The sequence below is a fragment of the Actinomadura sp. NPDC048394 genome, assembly GCF_040651755.1.
Classification (GTDB): Bacteria; Actinomycetota; Actinomycetes; order Streptosporangiales; family Streptosporangiaceae; genus Spirillospora; species Spirillospora montaniterrae.
The window spans coordinates 1-16,047 of record NZ_JBEZJL010000074.1 but is presented as its reverse complement, the minus strand read 5'-3'; the positions used below and the strand labels follow the sequence as shown (position 1 = coordinate 16,047).

General features: G+C 74.3%; 19 protein-coding genes and 1 tRNA gene. 7 read left to right on the top strand and 13 right to left on the bottom strand.

Going from position 1 to position 16,047, the window contains the following annotated elements:
• The first annotated feature begins 13 nt into the window (after nt 1-13).
• Genes AB0C78_RS39060 through AB0C78_RS39050 form a run of 3 tightly spaced genes read left to right on the top strand, consistent with a single transcriptional unit; the run spans nt 14 to nt 1,591 of the window.
• Complete coding sequence (locus tag AB0C78_RS39060) at nt 14-553, top strand: hypothetical protein (protein WP_360758305.1); 540 nt, start codon at nt 14-16, stop codon at nt 551-553.
• A 13-nt stretch (nt 554-566) separates the two neighbouring features.
• Nucleotides 567-1,079 carry a SigE family RNA polymerase sigma factor gene (locus AB0C78_RS39055; protein WP_360758303.1) on the top strand — a complete coding sequence of 171 codons (513 nt, stop codon included), beginning with the start codon at nt 567-569 and terminating at the stop codon, nt 1,077-1,079.
• The gene (locus AB0C78_RS39050) at nt 1,076-1,591 is read left to right on the top strand and encodes a hypothetical protein (protein ID WP_360758302.1); all 516 of its coding nucleotides are present in this window, start codon (nt 1,076-1,078) and stop codon (nt 1,589-1,591) included. Before AB0C78_RS39055 ends, AB0C78_RS39050 begins: the two co-directional genes overlap by 4 nt.
• 63 nt (nt 1,592-1,654) lie before the next feature.
• Here AB0C78_RS39050 and AB0C78_RS39045 read toward each other — a convergent pair whose 3' ends face one another.
• The 5 genes from AB0C78_RS39045 to AB0C78_RS39025 all read right to left on the bottom strand — a co-directional run bounded on the left by AB0C78_RS39045 (nt 1,655) and on the right by AB0C78_RS39025 (nt 5,672).
• On the bottom strand, nt 1,655-1,978 hold the full coding sequence (locus AB0C78_RS39045) for an STAS domain-containing protein (RefSeq protein WP_151546470.1): 324 nt from the start codon (nt 1,976-1,978) through the stop codon (nt 1,655-1,657).
• Nucleotides 1,979-1,983: 5 nt separating this feature from the next.
• Nucleotides 1,984-2,901 carry an anti-sigma factor RsbA family regulatory protein gene (locus AB0C78_RS39040; protein ID WP_151546469.1) on the bottom strand — a complete coding sequence of 306 codons (918 nt, stop codon included), beginning with the start codon at nt 2,899-2,901 and terminating at the stop codon, nt 1,984-1,986.
• Complete coding sequence (locus tag AB0C78_RS39035) at nt 2,901-3,815, bottom strand: MEDS domain-containing protein (RefSeq protein ID WP_360758299.1); 915 nt, start codon at nt 3,813-3,815, stop codon at nt 2,901-2,903. The genes AB0C78_RS39040 and AB0C78_RS39035 overlap by 1 nt, the downstream gene beginning before the upstream one ends.
• A gap of 80 nt (nt 3,816-3,895) precedes the next feature.
• Nucleotides 3,896-4,876, bottom strand: coding sequence for a sensor histidine kinase (locus AB0C78_RS39030; protein ID WP_360758297.1), 981 nt, complete (start codon nt 4,874-4,876; stop codon nt 3,896-3,898).
• A 130-nt stretch (nt 4,877-5,006) separates the two neighbouring features.
• Nucleotides 5,007-5,672, bottom strand: coding sequence for a TetR family transcriptional regulator (locus AB0C78_RS39025; protein WP_360758295.1), 666 nt, complete (start codon nt 5,670-5,672; stop codon nt 5,007-5,009).
• Nucleotides 5,673-5,745: 73 nt separating this feature from the next.
• Here AB0C78_RS39025 and AB0C78_RS39020 point away from each other — a divergent pair, with 73 nt between their 5' ends.
• Nucleotides 5,746-7,284, top strand: coding sequence for an MFS transporter (locus AB0C78_RS39020; protein ID WP_360758293.1), 1,539 nt, complete (start codon nt 5,746-5,748; stop codon nt 7,282-7,284).
• A 75-nt stretch (nt 7,285-7,359) separates the two neighbouring features.
• On the opposite strand, the gene AB0C78_RS39015 is transcribed toward AB0C78_RS39020, so the two are convergent.
• The 3 genes from AB0C78_RS39015 to AB0C78_RS39005 all read right to left on the bottom strand — a co-directional run bounded on the left by AB0C78_RS39015 (nt 7,360) and on the right by AB0C78_RS39005 (nt 9,957).
• Nucleotides 7,360-7,602 carry a hypothetical protein gene (locus tag AB0C78_RS39015; RefSeq protein WP_360758291.1) on the bottom strand — a complete coding sequence of 81 codons (243 nt, stop codon included), beginning with the start codon at nt 7,600-7,602 and terminating at the stop codon, nt 7,360-7,362.
• A 72-nt stretch (nt 7,603-7,674) separates the two neighbouring features.
• On the bottom strand, nt 7,675-9,081 hold the full coding sequence (locus AB0C78_RS39010) for an amidase (protein ID WP_360758289.1): 1,407 nt from the start codon (nt 9,079-9,081) through the stop codon (nt 7,675-7,677).
• Between the two features lie 90 nt (nt 9,082-9,171).
• Entirely contained in the window at nt 9,172-9,957 is a 786-nt protein-coding gene (locus tag AB0C78_RS39005; RefSeq protein ID WP_360758287.1) for a GntR family transcriptional regulator, read from the bottom strand.
• Between the two features lie 338 nt (nt 9,958-10,295).
• Here AB0C78_RS39005 and AB0C78_RS39000 point away from each other — a divergent pair.
• Nucleotides 10,296-10,379, top strand: a tRNA-Leu gene (locus AB0C78_RS39000).
• Between the two features lie 70 nt (nt 10,380-10,449).
• Here AB0C78_RS39000 and bcp read toward each other — a convergent pair.
• Nucleotides 10,450-10,917, bottom strand: a complete 468-nt coding sequence (bcp, locus tag AB0C78_RS38995) for a thioredoxin-dependent thiol peroxidase (protein WP_360758285.1) — start codon at nt 10,915-10,917, stop codon at nt 10,450-10,452.
• Nucleotides 10,918-11,041: 124 nt separating this feature from the next.
• Between bcp and AB0C78_RS38990 the strand changes: the two genes are divergently transcribed.
• A complete protein-coding gene (locus AB0C78_RS38990; RefSeq protein ID WP_360758283.1) occupies nt 11,042-11,341 on the top strand; it encodes a DUF3618 domain-containing protein in 300 nt (99 codons plus the stop codon).
• On the opposite strand, the gene AB0C78_RS38985 is transcribed toward AB0C78_RS38990, so the two are convergent.
• From AB0C78_RS38985 to AB0C78_RS38970, 4 genes are all read right to left on the bottom strand, one after another.
• Nucleotides 11,292-11,615, bottom strand: a complete 324-nt coding sequence (locus tag AB0C78_RS38985; protein ID WP_360758281.1) for a zf-HC2 domain-containing protein — start codon at nt 11,613-11,615, stop codon at nt 11,292-11,294. The genes AB0C78_RS38990 and AB0C78_RS38985 overlap by 50 nt on opposite strands.
• A gap of 44 nt (nt 11,616-11,659) precedes the next feature.
• A complete protein-coding gene (locus tag AB0C78_RS38980) occupies nt 11,660-12,325 on the bottom strand; it encodes an SIMPL domain-containing protein (RefSeq protein WP_360758279.1) in 666 nt (221 codons plus the stop codon).
• 37 nt (nt 12,326-12,362) lie between these two features.
• Complete coding sequence (locus tag AB0C78_RS38975) at nt 12,363-13,547, bottom strand: amino acid deaminase/aldolase (RefSeq protein ID WP_360758378.1); 1,185 nt, start codon at nt 13,545-13,547, stop codon at nt 12,363-12,365.
• Between the two features lie 115 nt (nt 13,548-13,662).
• Complete coding sequence (locus AB0C78_RS38970; protein WP_360758277.1) at nt 13,663-14,601, bottom strand: PHB depolymerase family esterase; 939 nt, start codon at nt 14,599-14,601, stop codon at nt 13,663-13,665.
• Nucleotides 14,602-14,797: 196 nt separating this feature from the next.
• On the opposite strand from AB0C78_RS38970, the gene AB0C78_RS38965 reads away from it, so the two are divergent.
• Nucleotides 14,798-15,964, top strand: coding sequence for an epoxide hydrolase family protein (locus AB0C78_RS38965; RefSeq protein ID WP_360758275.1), 1,167 nt, complete (start codon nt 14,798-14,800; stop codon nt 15,962-15,964).
• Nucleotides 15,965-16,047 lie beyond the last annotated feature (83 nt).

Genomic DNA, 16,047 nt, shown 5'->3' with positions numbered 1-16,047 from the left:
CCCGAGGAGCAACATGATCGACAAGGGTCGCATCCGCCGCGGGCCGATGCTCGCGCTGGCCGGCGTGCTGGGCGCGGGCGCGCTCGCCGCCGGAGTCTGGGCGGCCGCGGACTCCGGCTCGTCACCGCAGGTCAGGGCGGTCTCGGAGCGGAACGCGCTGGCGCACACCGCGACGCCCGCGCCGGTTCCGCCGAAGGCGCCGGGACGGCCCTGCGCGTCGCCGCGCCCGTCCACCCGCACCCCGGAACCGGTGCCGCCGAAGAACGCGCGGCCGGGCACCCCGCCCGGCGTGCGGTCCGCGAGCCCGCGCCCCGTCGCGCCGCACACCACGCCGAAGCCGACGGCGTCCCCGACGAAGGCGCGTCCGGTGCCGTCGCCGACGAAGGCGCGCCCGGAGCCCGCCCCGGCGCACTGCGGCCCGCGGCCGGGCGTTCCGGTCCCGACCCGGACGGCGGCGCCGCAGCCGGTGCCGTCCACGCCCCCGACCGCGTCGCCGGCGCCGACCAGGCGGCCGGCGAAGCCGGCGCCCGTCCCCTCGGCGTCCCGGAGGTAGCCGCCTGTCCACGATGAGCGCCCAGGAGATCCGCGGGGCGGAGATCACGTTCGACGAGTTCGTGACCGCCACCGCGGGCCGGCTGCTGCGCACGGCCGTGTTCCTCGTCTACGACCGGCACCTCGCCGAGGACCTGCTGCAGACCGCCTACGAGCGGGTCGCCCGCAAGTGGAAGCGGGTGTCGGGCGGCAACCCGGAGGCGTACGCGCGCCGGGTGCTGGTGAACCTCGCCATCGACGAGAACAAGCGGCGCGCCCGCCGCCGGGACACTCCGGTCGGGTCGGTGGCGGACGTGGAGCGCCTCGCCGGGGCGCCCCCGGCGGCGGGGGCCGCCGGGGGCGACCTGGACGAGGTGCTCCGCGCGCTGCCCGCCAAGCAGCGCGCGGTGGTCGTGCTGCGCTACTGGTGCGACCTGGAGGAGAAGGAGATCGCCGAGACGCTCGGGATCTCCCGGGGAACGGTGAAGAGCCACACCGCGCGGGCCATGGCGGCGCTGCGGGAGCACATGAAGGAGGGCCGGGCGTGAACGACGAGCTCGAAGCCCTGCTGCGCGACCACTACCGGGCGGCCGCCGACCACGTCACCGCGGGCCCCGGCACGGTCCGCAGGTTCCAGGACGCGGGCCGGGCGGCCCGCCTCCCGGAACGCGCCCGGTGGCGCTGGGCGTTCCCGGCGCTGGCGGCGGCGGTGACCGCGGCGGTCCTGGTGACGATCGCGCTGTTCCTGTGGCCGGGCGGAGGCCGGCCGGCGAGGCCGCACCCGATGGGGCCGCCCGCGTCCCCGTCCGCCCCGGCGACGACGCCGCCCGCCGCGACGCCTCCGGGACGGCCGTCGGTGTCGCCGACGCGGATGCCGGAACCCGGCGTCCCGTCCCGGGGGCGGTCCGGTGCCGACCCGACGCCCCGGCCGACCGGCAGCCGCGACCCCCGGACGGTCCCGCCCGCGCACGGCGGCACGACGCCGTACCCGTCGTCGAGCCCGATGGGCCCCGGCTCGAAGCAGCCGCGCACGGCACCCACCCCGACCAGCGGGAACTAGGCGGGAGCTAGGCGAACCCGGCGGGAACTTGGCGAACCGGGAACTTGGCGAACCGGGCGAGAGCTAGGCGGGGTCGCCGAAGCAGAGGCCGGGGAGGGTGCCCCAGCCGACCGTCTCCAGGACGGCGCGCATCTGCGGCGGCGTCCGGTCGAGCACCACGGGCGCGCCGCACGCGCGGCTCCACGCGGCGTCCCCGAGCAGGGCGATCCCTCCGAGGTCGATGAAGTCGAGCCCGCCGAGGTCCAGATGGAACTCGCGGTCGGGCGGCAGCTCCGCCAGCGCCGACTCCAGCGCCCGGACGAGCATCGCGTGCCGGGCGGCGTCCAGCTCGCCGATCAGCGCGAGACCGGCGGGCTCGTCCGTGCGGACGATCCTCAGCGGCTCCACGCCGGCTACCTGATGTGCAGCCGGACGAAGGTGCCGTCCCAGCCGGCCCGCAGCTCCATCAGGTCGACGAGGAGCCGCACGGTCCACAGCCCGAACCCGCGCTGCAGCGCCGAGTCGGGCGGGATGAAGCCGGTGAGCGGGGTCGGCGCGGGCCGCCACAGCCCGTTGTCGCCGACCTCGCAGAGCAGTTCTGGGCCGTCCTGCCAGATCCACATCCCGACCGGGGGGACGCCGTGCTGCAGCGCGTTCGCCGCGACCTCGTTCACCGCGGTGACGAGGTTCTGCGCGGGCCGCTTGGCGAGGCCGTGCAGCAGCGCCCGCTCGGCGACGAACGAGCGCAGCGCGTGCAGGTCGTCGTCCTCGACGGCGAAGTACTCGGCGTCGCCGGGACGGGAGAAGCGCAGGCTCCGGTCGCAGTTCGCGCCGAACGTCACCGGGTCGACGTAGGCGCCGCTGGCGAGCGCGGGGCCGTCGGTCACCATCATCGGGTGGGTGCGCCGCGCCTCCTCCAGGATCCGCGGCGACAGCGCCTCGCTGTCGTAGGGGCACAGCGCGCGCGCCCCGGAGTCCTTGAACACCTCGTTGATCAGCGACTCGTAGCGGATCCACTCCAGGGTCTGCCGCTCGTCCCAGCCCCGCCACACCGGCTCGGCCAGCGCGCACACGGTCCGCGGCGCGAACTTGTTCACCAGGGCCTGGTAGTCGCGCAGGGTCCGGACGGGGTGCAGGTAGAACGTCGCCGCGTCCACCCATTCGATCTCGGCGTCGTCGCCGAACAGGTCGTGCAGCGCCGACAGGTTCGGCTCCTGGGCGACGGCGACGACGGCCTGGCCCGCCTCCAGCCCGGACCGCAGGAACGGCTCGGTCACCGCGAGGAAGTGGTCCGTGCCGCCGTACACGAACGCCCTGTGCTCCAAGCTCATCAGGCCATGCCCTCCGTCTCCGTGAACGCGCGTTCGCGGCCGCGTTCGAGACCGGGCAGCCGGTGCCAGCCGACCATCTCGATGACGTTCTCCACGTCGGGCGGCAGATGGTCGAGCACCAGCGCCTCGTCGGCCGGCAGGACGGTGGCCTGCTGCGCCAGCAGGTTCAGCCCGCCGAGGTCGATGAAGCCGAGGTCGGTGAAGTCGAGGTGGACGCGCCGCCGGGCCAGGCACACCTGCGCGAGCTGCTCGGCGAACACCTGGTGCCGGGCGGCGTCCAGCTCGCCCTCGACCCGCAGCCCGTTCGGCTCGAAGGTACGGACGATCTTCAGGATCCCGTCGTCGAACTCGGGGTCGACCTCCACGAGCACCTCGTGCGTGTCGCGCAGGGCGGCGAGCTCGTCGGGCGGACAGGCGTGCCGGTCGATCTGGCAGATCGCCATCGCCATCGTGCTGGGCGAGACGGCGTCGCCGACCCGGTGCTCGCAGCCCAGCATCTCGGCGATGTCGGAGCGCCCCGGCTCGCTGAGCAGCCAGCTGTAGTCGGTGGTCAGCCGGACGGCGCGGAAGCCCTGGCCGAACGCCGCGTCCACCTCCCGGCCGATCGTCTCCAGCATCCGGCCGGGTTCGAAGGCGCCGCGCCGGTCGAGGCAGGCGTCCCGGCGGGAGATGACGCGCAGCTGGCCCGTCCTGCTGTAGGCGTGCACGTCCACGCCGTGCCGGGGGCCGACGCCGGGCAGCAGCTCGGCCGGGGCGTCGGTCACGTAGACGACCTTCTCGTTGGTCTCGAGCCCCTCCCGGACGAAGGGGCCGATGACCCTGTCGCGCTCCTCGAGGCCGCTGTAGGCCAGCCAGCTGTGGTCGCCGGGCCGGATGTCTTTGACGGGTCGCTTGGCGAACCAGGGTGTCTCCATGGCCTGCCCATCGAGGTCGGTACGGATTCGTTCAGCGTACGCCCGCGGCGGGTATTTGGAAGCCCAACGCATCGAGTTCCTCACACTCCGTTCACGGCGGCCGGGACGGCGGGCAGGCGCAGCCGCAGCCGCACGGTACTGCCGCCGCGTCCGGTGCGGATCTGGACGATCGAGCAGAGCAGCCGCACCGCCCACAGCCCGAACCGGCCGCCGGTCGCGGTGCCGGACGGGCGGGGCGGGACGAGCCCGTAGCCGGAGCCGGGCTCCCAGCTGCCCCTGTCGGTGACCTCGCACACGAGGGCGGGGTCGCGGCCGGACGGCTCGGTCCACATCCGCAGCATGATCGGGGGAGCGCCGTGCCGGAGCGCGTTGGTGACGACCTCGGTGACTGCGACCAGCAGCCGCTGCAGGTCCTCGTCGGGCAGCGGGGTGCGGCGCGCGTACTCGGTGACGTAGGCGCGCAGCCAGAACAGGTCGGGCCGGTCGATCTCGAGTTCGTCGGCGTCGCCGGGCGGCGGGGGCAGGGGCTCGCCGTCGCATTGCGCGCTGTAGGCCCACGGGTCCATGTAGAGGGGGTTGGCGATGGACCTGGCGCCGCGCACCGTCTCGGGGTGGGTGCGGCGCCCGGCCGCGACCACGCCGGCGGGCAGCGACGAGGAGTAGGGGCACATGATGGCGGCGCCGGTGCCGCGGAAGGCGATGTTCACCATGGCCTCGACGCGCTGCCATTCCAGGACCTCGAGCGGCGGGCGCGACGCCCACACGACCGGTTCGCCGAGGACGCGGAGCCGGCGGCCGCGCCAGGCGATGTCGTCGGCGTCGCTCAGGCAGTCGGCGAGGGTCCGCGCGGGGTGGGAGTACCAGGTGCCCGGTTCGACGAACTCGACGGACGCGGCGGTGGGGCCGAGCGCCTCGCGCAGCAGCATCTCGCGGGCGATCCCGCAGACGGCCAGGACGCGGTCGCCCGCCTCGGCGCCGTCCCGCAGGAAGGGCAGGGCGCCGTCGAGGAGGTCGTCGACCCGGTCGTACGGCAGGACGCAATGGGTGAAGGATTCGCTCACGGCGGCCCCAGGTCGCGTCTTCGGTCCCGGCGTTCCCCTTGTGCCTGCCGCGGCGCCGGCAGACCCAACAAGGGTAGGCCGACCGCCCGTCCGCGCGCCGGGCCGTCCCGCAAAAACCGCGACCGGTTTTTCACATAGTGCGACGGGATGCGGGGCGCGGCCGCCGGTACAGGACGGCGCGCATGCCGGGCGCGAGCGCGGCGATTAATTCATCGGCCGTCATCGAGGCGAGCGGTTCCACGGCGAGGATGTAGCGGCCGAAGATCACGCCGGCGAGCTGGGCGCCGGCCGCGGCGGCGCGGTGGCGCGCGTCGGGGCCGCCGACCTGCTCGGCGATCCGGTCGATCATCTCGCGGCCGACGACGTCGCGCAGCAGCCCCATCAGCTCGGCGTCCTGCGTCGCCGCGCGCACCATGAAGGCCAGCTGCCGGCCGCGCTCGGGGTCGTCCCAGGTGCCGAGCATCGCGCGCAGGACGCGTTCGGGCAGCGTGGCGGGGTCGCCGGGGAGCGCGGCGGCCAGCACGTCCGGCGGGTTGGCCAGCAGCCCGAGCACCGCGCCGAACAGGCCCTTCTTGGAGCCGAAGAAGTAGCTGATCAGGGCGGCGTCGACGTCGGCCTCGGCGGCGATGGAGCGCAGCGTGACCTTGGCGTACCCGTCGGCGAGGAACCGGCCGCGGGCCACCGCGAGGATCTGCGCGCGGGTGTCGGGGCTGCCGCGCCGCCGTCCCCGCGAGGCCCGGGCGGCCGCCGGCCGCGCGGGCGCGGCCCGGGCCGCGCTCCCGGATTTATTCATCATGGTTGAAATGTAGTGCCGCGGGCGCCAGATTCGAAGTGTCACAGCGAAGAGATCCCGCAACCAGGAGGCTCCGATGGCCACCACCGGAACGGCGCCCGGAGGGCAGGTCCACCGGGCCGTGCTGCCGGCCGTCATGCTCGCCCTCGCCACCGTCGTGTCGGCGGTCGCGTCCCTCAACACCGCGATCCCGTCCATCGCCCGCGACACCGGCGCCACCCAGACCCAGCTGTCCTGGATCATCGACGCCTACGCGCTGGTGTTCGCGGCGCTGCTGCTCCTCGGCGGCGCGATCGGCGACCGCTACGGCCGGCGCCGCGCGCTCGCCGCCGGGCTCGTCATCTTCGGCGCCGGGTCCGCCGCCGCGATGTTCGCCAGCGACCCCGGCTGGCTGATCGCGATGCGCGGCGTCCTCGGCGTCGGGGCCGCACTGGTGATGCCCGCGACGCTGTCCACGATCACCTCGACGTTCCCGCCCCGGCAGCGGACCCGCGCGGTCGGCGCCTGGGCCGGCGTCGCCGGCGCCAGCGCGATCTTCGGCCTGCTGGTCTCCGGCAGCCTGCTGGAGCAGTGGTCGTGGCGGTCGGTGTTCCTGCTGAACATCGTGCTCGCCGTGATCGCCCTCGCCGCGACCCTCGCGGTCGTCCCCGAGTCCGCCGACCCGGACGCGCCGAGGCTCGACGTCACCGGCGCCCTCATCACCGTCGTGGGCCTCGGCGCCGGCGTCTACTCGATCATCGAGGCGCCCACCGAGGGCTGGACGAGCGCCCGCACCCTGATCGGCCTCGGCGCCGCCGTCGTCGTCCTCGCCGGGTTCGTCGGCTGGGAGCTGACCCGGCGCGACCCGCTGCTCGACCCGCGGCTGTTCAAGCACCGCGCCTTCTCCGCCGGCACCCTCTCGATCACCGTCCAGTTCTTCGCCTTCTTTGGCTTCGTCTTCATCGTCCTGCAGTACCTGCAGCTCGTGAAGGACGACGGCCCGCTGCTCGCCGCCAGCAGCCTGCTGCCGATGGCCGCCGCGATGATGCCGTCCGCCCGCGGCATCGCGCCCCGCGCCGCCGCGAAGGTCGGGCCGCGCCGCGTCATCGTCGCCGGCCTCATCCTGGTGAGCGTCGGCATGCTGGTCCTGTCCCTGCTCGACACCGGCACCAGCTACTGGGTCATGCTGGGCGGCCTCATCCCGCTCGGCGCCGGGATGGGCCTCGCCATGACGCCCGCCACCGCGTCCATCACCGACGCGCTCCCGGCCGAGAAGCAGGGCGTCGGGTCGGCGATGAACGACCTGGCCCGCGAGCTCGGCGGCGCCCTCGGCATCGCGGTCCTCGGCAGCGTCCTGCAGTCCGGCTACCGCTCGAACCTCGACACCACCGGCCTGCCCGGGCCGGTCGCCGAGCACGCCCGGACGTCCCTGGCGATGGCGGCGCACGCCGGCCCCCAGGTGATGCGGCAGGCGCAGGCCGCGTTCGTGGACGGCCTGCACACCGCGCTGCTGTCCGCCGCGGTCGTCCTCGCCGTCACCGCCGTGCTGGTGGGCGTCCTCTACCGGCGCCCCGCCCCGGCCCCGGCCGACGCCCGCGAGGGCCAGGAGACCGCCGCCGCGGAGCCGGCGAATTGACCGCCCGCCACCCGGCGATCGCGACGGCACGCGAAAGGGCCCCCGCAGGACGCGGGGGCCCTTTCCCTGTGCGGCTCAGGCGGCCCAGTCGGCCATGCGGGCGTCGGCCCGGAAGCGCAGGGCCGGGTCGGCGTACCGGGCCTCAGGGACCGCGTAGAGGGCGTCCACCCCCGCCTGCTGGAGCGGGTAGGAGGCGGCGAGCTCCGCCAGCTCGGACGCCGACAGCGGCAGCGCGGCACGGGACATCATCAGGCCCACCTCCGCGATGACGCGCGGGTCGTCGGCGGGCGGCGCGGCGCTCAGGACGTTCTCGGTCAAGGTTCCTCCAGGGTTCGCAACGCCCGGTCGCTCCGGGCGGGACGGCGGCTGTGCGGCGGGTCGCCGGGGCGGTCAGGCGGCGACGAGGGCGGGGACGCGGCGGTGCCAGTCGGTGACCTGCTGGAACGCGTCCGCCGCGCGCAGCACGCCCGCCTCCCCGAACGCCGGGCCGGCGAACTGGATCGACAGCGGCAGCCCGGCGGCGGTCGCGCCCATCGGGGCGGCCAGCACGGGGTTCCCGACGCAGTCCCAGTACTGGGTGAAGATCGTGCGGAACAGGCCCTCGACGTCGATCCGGCCCGCCTCGTCGGTCAGCTCCTCGTAGCGCGGCGCGCCGATCGCCGCCGTGGGGCAGACGATCACGTCGACGTCGTCGAACATCCGCGCCACCGCGTCCTGCGCGACCCGCCGCACCCGCTGCGCCTGGACGTAGTCGGCGCCGGTGACGAGCGCGCCCCGCGCCAGCATGAGGCGGGTCGCCGCGAAGTAGTCGCCCCAGCGTTCCACCAGGTCGTTGCGGTGGTAGGCGAACGCCTCCGCGCACATCGTGACGAGGTTGGCGGTGAGCATCTCCGTCCAGAACGGCAGCTCGGCGTCCACGAGCGTCGCGCCGAGCCCGGTGAGGACGCCGAGCGCCGCGTCGAAGGCGGGGGCGAGCGCGGGATCGGCCTCGTCGGGGAAGTGCCCGGCCCGCACGACCCCGACCCGCACGCCCTCCAGCGACCCGTCGAACTCCGGCCCGCCGTACGGCACGCCGACGCTGTCGGGGTCGCTCGCGTGCGGTCCCGCGATGACGTCCAGGACGGCGGCGCAGTCGCGGGCGCTGCGGGCCAGCGGGCCGACGTGGTCGAGGCTGTAGCCGAGCGGCGCCACGCCCGACTTCGGCACCCGGCCGAACGTCGGCATCAGCCCGGTGACCCCGCAGAACGCCGACGGGATGCGGATGCTGCCCGCCGTGTCCGTGCCGAGCCCGGCGAAGAACAGCCCGGCGGCGACGCCGTTGCCCGTCCCGGAGCTGGAGCCGCCCGGCCACGTCGCGGTGTCCCACGGGTTGCGCGGCATCGGGAACGGCTTGGACGGGTCGGGCATCCCGCACGCGAACTCCATCGTGGTGACCTTGCCGGTGATCACCGCGCCCGCCTCCTTCAGCCGGGACACCACCGGCGCGTCCCGTCCCTGCGCCCAGGCCCGGTCGAGGACGAGGCTCTGCGCCGTCGTCGGCCCCTCGGCCATCGCGATGATGTCCTTGACGCCGAACGGGACGCCCTGCAGCGGGCCGCGGTCGATCCCTTCGGCCAGCTCCCGGTCGGCGCGTTCGGCCTGCTCCAGGGCGTAGTCGTCGAAGCGCGCCAGGTAGGTGCCGAGGTCGCCGTCGTGCCGGTCGGCGGCGGCGAGGGCCTCCTCGGTCAGCCGGACGCTCGTCACCGCGCCGGCGCGCAGCGCCTCGGCGGCCTCGGTCAGGGTGAGGGGTGTCTCCATGGTTCTCCTTGAGGGCATGCCGCGGCCGGCCGTCCCTCCGCGCCGCGAGCGCGGGGCCGGTCGCCGGGATCTTCGCGATGAAAAGGTGGGTCAGCGGGGCGCGGACGCGCGCGGAAGGCGGGAGACCAGCAGGAACCGGTCGCCCCTGTGGTGGATGTGCGCGAGGTCGAAGGGGCGGCCGCCGGGCGCGCGGATGACCTGCTCCATGGTCACGACCGGCGCCCCCTCGGCGAGGCCGAGCAGCCCGGCCGTGGCGGCGTCGGCGGGCAGGCAGCCGAGGACGAACTCCGACTCGCCCAGGGGCAGCCCCGCCTCGGCGAGCAGCGCGTACCAGTCCGAGACGAACGGAACGTCGCGGAGGCGCTCCGCCTCGGGGAACAGCACGTAGTTGGTCGCCATGGCCACCGGTTCGTCGCCGAGCAGCGCGACGTACTCCAGGCGCAGGCACGGTTCTCCGGCCCGGGCGCCGAGCCGGTCGGCGGCGACCGCCGGCAGCGGGATGACGGAACGGTCCAGCACGCGCGGCCGCATCCGCCGGTCGAACACGCTGCCCGCGCCGGGGTCGGCCGCGCCGTGCGCCTCCGCGAGCGGGGCGAGCACCGCCTCCGCGACCGCGTGGGTGCCGACGCCCTGCCGCCGCTCGACGAGCCCCTCGGTCCGCAACAGCGCGAGCGCCTCGCGGACCGTCGCCCGCGTCACGCCGTGCGCGGCCATCAGCTCGGGCTCGCCGGGCAGCTGGCCGCCGGGGTAGGCGCCGCGCAGGACCGCCGACCGCAGCAGGTCCCGGACCCGCCGCACGTCCGCCCCGGCCTGTGCCCCCGCCGCCCGGGCCCGTGCTCCCGCCGCCGCTGCCTTCCACGGCCTGGTCGCAGTCATGTGCGGGGACGTTAGGCGGACGCCGTTGCCCCCGCATGTTCCGGCAGTTGCCGGTGTGTTACGTTCCACGACCGCCATCGCACCTCCCGCGTCCGGCCTTGCCGACGTGCAAGGACGCTAGGCAGGAGCCGTTGCGGGAGCGTGTCGCCGCGATTGCGCCAGGTTACGCCGCGTCCCGCCGCGGTTCTCGCGCGCTTGCCTGCGGAAACGTGAGGACGGGTGCGGCGATTCGCCGAGTTGCGCCCGGCAACGCCGTCGATGGGGCGGGCCGCCGGTAATCCGCCGACATGCCGACCAGCCAGGACGCTAAGCTGAGCACGCTCCTGCACGGAGCATGCGCGGGCGTGGCGAAGTAGGCATACGCGGCAGGTTTAGGTCCTGTTGGTGGAGACACCGTGGGGGTTCGAGTCCCCCCGCCCGCACCCATCCGGCGCCGAGTCGCGGCGTGTCGCCCCTAGGACGGCTTCCATAAGGGCGACACCCGACGGAGGGTCAGACCGCCAGGTCGCGGCGGAGGCGCTCCACGTGGCCGGTGGCCTTCACGTTGTAGTACGCCTTCTCGATCTTGCCGTCGGCGTCGATGATGAACGTCGAGCGGATCACGCCGACGACGACCTTGCCGTACAGCTTCTTCTCCCCGTAGGCGCCGTACGCCTGCAGGACCTCGGCGTCCGGGTCGGACAGCAGCGGGAAGGTCAGGCCCTCCTTCTCGCGGAACTTCGCGAGCTTGGCGGGCTTGTCGGGGGAGACGCCGACGACGGCGACGCCCGCCGCCTCCAGCTCGGCCAGGCTGCCCTGGAAGTCGACGGACTCCTTGGTGCAGCCGGGGGTCATGGCCGCCGGGTAGAAGTACAGGATCACCCGCCTGCCGCGGAACGAGGCCAGCGAGACCGGGGACGCGTCGGCGTCCGGAAGCTCGAAATCGGGGGCGACGTCGCCCGGCTCTAGCCGCTCTGACACCCTGTGCCGCCTTTCGCTCGGATGGTGGATCCAACGGTACCGCCCGGGGTCCGGCGGGCGTCCGGCGGGAAGACCTGCAACACTGTTCGGATCATGCTTCGCTCGACACGACAAGGACAACGGCATGGCTGACCGCGACCCGGAGGCGCTGGAGCGGGAGATCGAGCGCACCCGCCTGGAACTCGCCCGCACGATCGACGAGCTGGCCGAGCGGGTCAACCCGAAGAACCTCGCGCACAAGGGCACCGAGCGGATAAAGGAGGAGGCCGGGCAGCTCGTCCAGGCCGTGAACGCGATGGTGCGGCCCGAGGGCGAGGACGGCGAGCCCGGTCAGCTCGACAAGCGCGTCGTGTACGCGGGCGCCGCCGCCGCGGTCACCCTGACCGTCCTCGTCCTGTGGCGCCGTAAGCGCAGGCGCCGCTGAAACCGCCGATGACGGAGGCGCCGGACCGCGACCCGCGGCCGGCGCCTTCGCTTTCGCGCGCCCGGGCGGCCCGGCCCGCGCGCCGGTGGCGGCCGGCGGCGCGGGCCGTTCGGGCGAGGAGCTCGGCGACGCCGCGCAGCTCGGCCAGCTCGGCGCGGCACGGCGGGCAGCCGCGCAGGTGCGCGGACAGCGCCTCGGCCTCGGCCCCGGCGAGCCGCCCGAGGGCGTAGACGCCGAGGCCGGGCCGGTACTCGCCGCAGCCGGATGCCTCCACGCCCACCAGTACGTCGGCGGGCCCGGACCCGTTCAGCGCGGCGGTCAGCCGAGGTCGGGTGCGGTGGCGGTGAAGCGGGCCTCGACGGCGGCGCGGACGATCTGCGTCTCCGGCTCCAGGTCGATCGGCTCGGGCTCGCCCGCGTCGGCGGCGCCGGCGAACGCGCCCGCCAGGGTGACCGGCCGCGCCATGCCCTCGTCGCGTCCGAGGCCCTCGTCGGACAGCTCGACCAGGCCGGTGAGCCGCGCGCCGAGCGCCCCCGCGTACCGGCGGGCGCGCGCGACGGCCTCGTGCGCGGCATGCTCGGCGGCCCGCCGGAAGACGTCGCTGTCGCGGCGCAGGTCCCAGTCGGGGCCGTCCACCCGGGTCCGTTCGAGGTCGCCGAGCCGGGTGACCAGCTCGCCGAGCACGGTGAAGTCGGCGACCGTCACCTTGATCAGGACGGTGCCCTGGTAGGCGCGGATGTCGCCCTCCCGGCGCCGGTACTTCACCAGCGGCGTGATGACGAGCCCGCCCGTCTCCGTCTTCTCCACCGCGTCGCCGTAGGAGCCGATCAGGTCGAGCGCGGCACGGTTGCGCTCGGTGAGCCGGTCCAGCGCGGTGCGCCGGTCCGGCTCCTGCGACTGGACGTGCACCGACAGCCGGGCGATCTCCGGCTCGGCCTCCAGCACCGCCTCGCCGCGCACACTGATCAACGGAGCGTCGCTCATACCGCCAACCTAGCCGGTGGCGGGGCGGGGCACGCGCCTAGAGGAACGTCCGCCCCTCACCCCGGTAGGTCGGGACGGTCCGGACGAACCGGTCGCCGTCGATGAGGTGCAGGTCGGCGAACCGCTCGCACAGCTCGCCGGCCTTGGTGTGCCGGAACCAGACCCGGTCGCCGATCCGCAGGTCGTCGGCGGTGCGGCCGAGCAGCGGCGTCTGCACCTCGCCCGCGCCCTCGTTCGGGTCGAAGGACAGCCCGGAGGGCAGGTAGGGGCGGGGGAGCCGGACGTCGTCGGCGGGGCCGGAGGCGAGGTAGCCGCCGCCGAGGCAGGTCGCGACGCCGGGGGCGGGCCGGCGGACGACGGGCAGCGCGAACAGCGCGGCGGGCCGTCCGGTGAAGTTGGAGTAGTAGTCGAACAGGTGCGGCTGGTAGAGCCCGGAGCCCGCGGCGATCTCGGTGACGGCGCGCTCGGCGGCGGTCTTCTCCACGCTGCCGGTGCCGCCGCCGTTGACGAACTCCAGTTCGGTCAGGTCGCGGACGGCCTTGACGATCGCGGCGCGCCGCCGGGCCAGCTCCATCCGGGACCGCTGCTGCATGGCGCGGATGACGCGGCCGCGCGCGGGCCGCCCGGGCGGCAGGTCGCCGACGCCGGCGATCTGCGACTCGTAGGCCATCAGCCCGACCAGGTGCAGGCCGGGCCGCTTGAGGATCCGCTCGGCGAACGCGGCGACGTCGGCGGGGGTGCGCAGCGGGGAGCGCAGCGCGCCGATCCGGACGCGGCCACCGAGGGGCCGGTAGGAGGCGTCGATGTCGACGCAGATCCGGATGCGGGCGTCGCCGGCGGCGTCCTCGATGAGGTCGAGGTGCTCGGGGCAGTCGACCATCAGGGTGATCGCGCGGGCGGCGGCGGGGTCGGCGGCGAGCTCGGCGATCGCGGTGCGGTCGGCGGTCGGGTAGGCGACGAGGATGTCGTCGCAGGTGCCCTGCCGGGCGAGCCAGAGCGCCTCGGGAAGGGTGAACGCCATGATCCCGGCGAAGCCGTCCATGGCGAGCGCCTCCTCCAGGAGGGCGCGGCAGCGCACCGACTTGCTCGCGATCCTGACGGGCTTGCCGGCGGCGCGGCGCACCAGGTCGGCGGCGTTGGCGCGGAAGGCCGCGAGGTCGACGACGGCGAACGGCGCCTCAAGGCCGGCGGTCGCGGCGTCGTAGCGGTCCCGGAGGTTCATGTGTGCCACACTGCCACAATAGCGGTAAATGTGAAAAGCTCTCACATACCGCCCGGGGTGCGGTGAGCGGCCTCCGGCGCGCCGGTCAGCCCCGGTCAGGCCCCGGTCAGCCCCGTCAGCCCTTGCGGGGATGCGCGTCGAAGAACCTCCACAGCATCTCACTCGCCTCCGCCGGCCACGCGTGCGTCCCGCCCTGGATCTTGCAGAACGTCACCTCGACGCCCTGCGCGCCCTTGCCCGTCCCCTGGCAGTCGGTGTTGCCGCTGAGCGCCTTCACGTCCTCGTGCGGCTTCGGCAGCTTCGCCAGTTTCCGCCAGAAGTCCACCGCCTGCGACACGGGCGGGAACGGCCGCTTGTCGTTGAAGTCGCGGTTCCCGCCGCCGTTGAACGGGACGCTGCGGTCCGCCGTCCCGTGGAAGATCATCGCCGACACCGGGCGGTCCGGGTCGCACTTGGTGACCAGCGACCCCTCGACCACCCCGATCGCGGCGACCTTGCCGGGCTTCTCGCAGGCCAGCTTGTACGCCATGCCCGCGCCGTTGGAGAAGCCGGTGACGAACACCCGGTCCGGGTCGGCGAGCCCGGCGCCGGTCAGCTTGTCGATCAGCTTGCTCAGGAACCCGACGTCGTCGATGTTGCCGATCTTCGCGGCGCCGCAGCAGCTCCCGGCGTTCCAGGTCGTCATGAACCCGTCCGGGTAGGCGACCACGAAGCCCTTGTCGTCCGAGATCTTGTCGAAGCCGGTCAGCGACTCCATCTTGTTCATGTTGGCGAGGCCGCCGTGCAGCGCGAGCACCAGGGCGGGCCTGTCGGCGGGCTTGCCGTCCTTCCACTTCCCGTCCGCCACCTTGGCCGGGATGTGCAGCAGGTACTCCCGGTGCCCGGGCGTGCCCACGTCGATCTTCTCCTTGTGGGTGCCGGCGGCGGTCGCGATCCCGTCGACCGTCGCGGGCCGCTTCCCGCCCTCGCCGCCGCCCTTGCCGCCGCCGCCCTTGCTCGTGCAGGCCGCGAGGACGAGGGACAGGGCCAATGCGACAACCAGGATCCGGCGCATGCGAGCAAAAGTAACCTCAACGGCTCCCCTCAAACTACTCACGAGTAGACAAGCCGGTTGACCTGCCGGGTTGTGCTCTCCAACTCGGCTCGCTTCCGGGTTGGAAGTTCCAACCCGCCCGGCTCTGTCTTGGAACGGAATGTTTCGTTCTGCTATAGTGGGCGTAGTGCGACACCATCGAAAGGGGCCGTTCACCATGGCTGAGAGCAGCGCGAACACCGAGATCAGGCCGTTCCGCGCCGAGATCCCGCAGGCCGACCTGGACGACCTCCGCGACCGGCTGGCCCGCGTCCGGTTCGCCGACGAGCTCCCCCGCGACCAGGTCACCACCGGGCGGCCGACCGGCCCCGTGCAGCCCGGCTGGGAGTACGGCGTGCCCGTCTCGTTCGTCCGCGACCTCGTCGCCCGCTGGCGCGACGAGTACGACTGGCGGGCCCACGAGGCGCGGCTCAACGCCGTCCCGCAGTTCACCACCGAGATCGACGGCCAGCTCGTGCACTTCGCGCACGTCCGCTCCCCGGAGCCGGACGCCACGCCGCTGATCCTCACGCACGGCTGGCCCAACACCTTCGCCGAGTACCTCGACCTGATCGGCCCGCTCACCGACCCGCGCGCACACGGCGCCGACCCGTCCACCGCCTTCCACGTCGTGATCCCGTCCCTGCCCGGGTTCGGCTTCTCCGGCCACACCATCGAGAAGGGCTGGGGCGCCGCCCGCACCGCCGACGCCTGGCACGAGCTGATGCGCCGCCTCGGCTACGACCGCTACGGCGCCCACGGCAACGACGCCGGCGCCATCGTCAGCCCCGAGATCGGACGCCGCCACCCCGACGCCGTCATCGGCGTCCACGTCAACCAGATCTTCTCGTTCCCGTCCGGCGACCCCGCCGAGTTCGAGGGCCTCAGCCCCGAGGACATGCAGTACCTGCAGTTCCTGCAGCAGTTCGTCGAGCACGCCGTCCACGACCGCGCGCAGCAGGCGCAGCCGCAGACCCTCGCGCACGCGCTCGCCGACTCCCCGTCCGGCCAGCTCGCCTGGATCGGCCAGCTCCTCGGCGGCGTCCCCGACCCGGACACCATCCTGACCAGCGCGTCGATCTACTGGTTCACCAACACGGCCGCCTCATCCGCGCGCTTCTACTACGAGAACGCCCACGAGGAGAAGGCGACCGGACCGACCACGTTCCCGATCGGGCTCGCCTCGTTCGCCTACGACTTCCGCCCCCTGCGCCGCTTCGCCGAACGCGACCACACCAACATCGTCCACTGGAACGAGTACGACCGCGGCGGCCACTGGGCCGCCCACGACGCCCCCGACCTCCTGGTCGCCGACATCCGCGAGATGTTCGGCAAGCTGGCCTGACCCCCGCGCCGCCGCCCGCGCGCCCCCGCGCCGCGCCGCCGCCGCCGCGCCGCGCCGCCGCCCGCGCGCCCCCGCGCCGCGCC

Excerpts from the sequence above, each read along its gene's own strand:
- AB0C78_RS39060 (WP_360758305.1), top strand. The coding sequence starts at position 14 with ATGATCGACAAGGGTCGCATCCGCCGCGGGCCGATGCTCGCGCTGGCC.
- AB0C78_RS39055 (WP_360758303.1), top strand. The coding sequence starts at position 567 with ATGAGCGCCCAGGAGATCCGCGGGGCGGAGATCACGTTCGACGAGTTC.
- AB0C78_RS39040 (WP_151546469.1), bottom strand. The coding sequence starts at position 2,901 with ATGAGCTTGGAGCACAGGGCGTTCGTGTACGGCGGCACGGACCACTTC.
- AB0C78_RS39035 (WP_360758299.1), bottom strand. The coding sequence starts at position 3,815 with ATGGAGACACCCTGGTTCGCCAAGCGACCCGTCAAAGACATCCGGCCC.
- AB0C78_RS39025 (WP_360758295.1), bottom strand. The coding sequence starts at position 5,672 with ATGATGAATAAATCCGGGAGCGCGGCCCGGGCCGCGCCCGCGCGGCCG.
- AB0C78_RS39020 (WP_360758293.1), top strand. The coding sequence starts at position 5,746 with ATGGCCACCACCGGAACGGCGCCCGGAGGGCAGGTCCACCGGGCCGTG.
- AB0C78_RS39010 (WP_360758289.1), bottom strand. The coding sequence starts at position 9,081 with ATGGAGACACCCCTCACCCTGACCGAGGCCGCCGAGGCGCTGCGCGCC.
- AB0C78_RS39005 (WP_360758287.1), bottom strand. The coding sequence starts at position 9,957 with ATGACTGCGACCAGGCCGTGGAAGGCAGCGGCGGCGGGAGCACGGGCC.
- AB0C78_RS38990 (WP_360758283.1), top strand. The coding sequence starts at position 11,042 with ATGGCTGACCGCGACCCGGAGGCGCTGGAGCGGGAGATCGAGCGCACC.
- AB0C78_RS38980 (WP_360758279.1), bottom strand. The coding sequence starts at position 12,325 with ATGAGCGACGCTCCGTTGATCAGTGTGCGCGGCGAGGCGGTGCTGGAG.
- AB0C78_RS38975 (WP_360758378.1), bottom strand. The coding sequence starts at position 13,547 with ATGAACCTCCGGGACCGCTACGACGCCGCGACCGCCGGCCTTGAGGCG.
- AB0C78_RS38970 (WP_360758277.1), bottom strand. The coding sequence starts at position 14,601 with ATGCGCCGGATCCTGGTTGTCGCATTGGCCCTGTCCCTCGTCCTCGCG.
- AB0C78_RS38965 (WP_360758275.1), top strand. The coding sequence starts at position 14,798 with ATGGCTGAGAGCAGCGCGAACACCGAGATCAGGCCGTTCCGCGCCGAG.